This window comes from Nocardiopsis sp. TNDT3 (genome assembly GCF_003427465.1).
Classification (GTDB): domain Bacteria; phylum Actinomycetota; class Actinomycetes; order Streptosporangiales; family Streptosporangiaceae; genus Nocardiopsis; species Nocardiopsis dassonvillei.
In genome coordinates this window covers 1-2,820 of the sequence record NZ_QPFC01000976.1, presented here as the reverse complement: position 1 = coordinate 2,820, position 2,820 = coordinate 1, and the positions used below count along the sequence as shown (strand labels likewise).

The window sequence follows — 2,820 nt, the reverse complement described above, 5'->3', positions numbered from 1 at the left end:
GCCGGGCCGCCCCTGTGAGGGCGGCCCGGCGGATCGGGGCCGCGTCGCGAGCGCGGCGGGCCCGGCCGGGTCGGCCGCTCAGTCCTCGGCGTTGATCCTCGCGACGAGTGCTTCGAGCTCGTCCAGTCCCGTCGGGCCGAAGCTCGCCAGGCGGCGGATCGGGATCGAGGCCATCATCCGCGCCATGTCCATCCCCATGGCGTTGTCGGAGCCCTCGGCCGCCGGAGGCGTGAAGGCCCGGGCGAGGAGGGCCGCCGCCCCGGGGTCGGCCATGACCTCGCCCAGCGTGGAGTCGAGCGTCACCGGCAGGCGCAGCGCGTCGCCCTCGACCGCGATCGCCGCCGTGACCCGCAGGTCGCGGCTCGAAGCGCCCGCCGACACCACGTACTCGCCGCCCTCGACCACCCAGCGGTCGGCCCGCACCTCCCAGTACGCCAGGTCCTCCCGGGACAGCGGGACGCTGACGCGCTCGCTGCGACCGGGTTCCAGGGTCACGCCCGTGAAGCCCTTCAGCTCACGCGGCGCCCGCGACACGGCCGAGTCGGGCTTGGCGACGTAGAACTGCACGACCTCGCGCCCGGACCGGTCCCCGGTGTTGGTCACGGTCAGGTGCGCCGTGATCCCGGCGCCGTCCTGCTCCAGTTCGAGGTCGGAGTAGGCGAAGCTCGTGTACGACAGGCCGTGCCCGAAGGGGAAGGCCACCTCCATGTCGCGGGCGTCGTACCAGCGGTAGCCCACGTACAGGCCCTCGCCGTAGAGCACCGCGGAGTTCTCCCCGGGGAAGTTGAGGTAGGCGGGGGTGTCCTGCAACCGGACCGGCACCGTCTCGCCGAGCCGCCCCGACGGGTTGACCCGGCCGAACAGCACGTCGGCGATCGCGCCGCCGCCCGCCTGGCCCAGGAGGGCCCCGTCCAGGACCGCGGGGGCCAGCTCGGCGACGGGGGCGAGCCGCAGCACGCCGCCGTGGGAGAGCACGACGACCGTGCGGGGCTGCGCCCGCACGACGGCCGCGAGCAGGTCGAGCTGTTCGGCGGGGAGTTCGATGTGCTCCCGGTCGAAGCCCTCGGACTCCTGGTGCTCGGCCAGGCCCAGGAAGACCACGGCGGTGTCCGCCTCGGACGCGGCGCGCACCGCCTCCTCACGCAGGGCCGCCGCGTCGCCCGGTTCCGTACCGTCCTGCGCCCGGTCGGCGTAGCCGGGGGCGAAGGCGACCGCGCCGGAACCGGCCAGGGCGCGGATCTCCTCCAGCGGGACGTCCACGCGCGTGGGGTTCACGTGGGAGCTGCCGCCGCCCTGGTAACGCGGGTTCCGGGCGAAGCCGCCGATCACCGCGACGGACCCGTCGGGCGCGAGCGGCAGGAGCGCGCCGTCGTTCTTGAGCAGGACGACGCACCGCGCGGCCACCTCGCGGGCGAGGGCGTGGTGGTCCTCGATCTCCCGCGCGCCGACCTCCGGGGCGCGTTCGGGATCCGCCGCGCGGTCCCGGCGGGAGCCGCGCGCCCTGGCGGCCAGGGCGGCCACGCGGGAGGCGGCCGTGTCCACGTCCTCCGTCGAGCAGGCCCCGGCCTCCACGGCCGCGAGGAGCCGCGCGTCGCTCGCGCCGCCGTCACCGGGCATCTCCAGGTCCAACCCGGCGGCGACCGCGGCGGGCCGGTCCTGCACCGCGCCCCAGTCGCTCACGACCACGCCGTCGAAGCCCCACTCCTGGCGCAGCACCGTGGTGAGCAGCCAGTGGTCCTCCGAGGCGTAGACGCCGTTGATGCGGTTGTAGGAGCACATCACGGTCCACGGGGCGGACGTGCGCACGACCCTCTGGAAGGCGCGCAGGTAGATCTCGCGCAGCGTGCGCGGGTCGACGTTGGAGCTGGAGCGCATCCGGTCGTGCTCGGCGTTGTTGGCGGCGAAGTGCTTGAGCGAGGCGCCCACACCGGTGCTCTGGAGGCCGCTCACCCAGGCGCCGCCCAGGACGCCGGTGAGGAGGGGGTCCTCGGAGAAGTACTCGAAGTTGCGCCCGCCGCGCGGGTCGCGCTTGATGTTGATCCCCGGGCCCAGGAGCACGTCCACGCCCAGCGCCCCGGCCTCGGCGCCCAGGGCCGCGCCCACCCGCCCGACCAGGTCGGGGTCCCAGCTCTGGGACAGGCCGACGGCGGGCGGGAAGCAGGTCGCGGGCAGGCTCTCCGCCAGGCCCAGGTGGTCGGTGGCACCGGCCTGTCGGCGTACGCCGTGCGGCCCGTCGGTGAGCACGAGCGAGGGGACGTCCCCCACGGCCTTGGTCGTCCAGAAGTCGGCGCCGCTGCTCAGCGAGGCCTTCTCCGCCAGTGTGAGCCCGCTCAGGTCGGCTGGGTCGTGGGTCATGGCTGCTCGCTCCTGTCCGGGGAAACGCGGGTCGTTGACGCGTCCGTGCGAAAACAGTACGTCATGCGGTTTTCGCGCGGCAAGTGCTACAGTCGCGCCATGGCACGACGAGGCTCCTACGCGAAGGGCGTGGCCAAGCGCGGGGAGATCCTCGACGCGGCGCTCACCGTCATCGGACGCGACGGGTACAGCCGCGCGACGGTGCGCGAGATCGCCGACGCGGTCGGACTCAGCCAGAACGGCCTGCTGCACCACTTCGGGAGCAAGGAACGGCTCTTCGTCGAGGTGCTGCGCCACCGCGACGAACTCGACCGGCTGGCCTACGGGGAGGGCGCCGACCGGGGTTCCGAGGCCGGTGCTCGGCGTCCCGGCGGTGCCGGAGAAAGCCCCGACGGCGCCGAACGCGGTCCTGACGCCGCCGGACGCCCCGGCATCGCCGATTCGCTGGTGCGGCTGGTCCGGCAC

General features: G+C 74.5%; 2 protein-coding genes. One reads left to right on the top strand and one right to left on the bottom strand.

What is annotated here, in order from left to right; translation table 11 throughout:
* Window positions 1–78 precede the first annotated feature (78 nt).
* Window positions 79–2,355: a glycoside hydrolase family 3 C-terminal domain-containing protein gene (locus tag DQW06_RS22485; RefSeq protein ID WP_117199256.1), complete on the bottom strand. Its 2,277-nt coding sequence runs from the start codon at window positions 2,353–2,355 to the stop codon at window positions 79–81.
* 99 nt (window positions 2,356–2,454) lie between these two features.
* Between DQW06_RS22485 and DQW06_RS22480 the strand changes: the two genes are divergently transcribed.
* On the top strand, window positions 2,455–2,820 hold a 366-nt coding region (locus DQW06_RS22480), incomplete at its 3' end, for a TetR/AcrR family transcriptional regulator (RefSeq protein ID WP_157983564.1).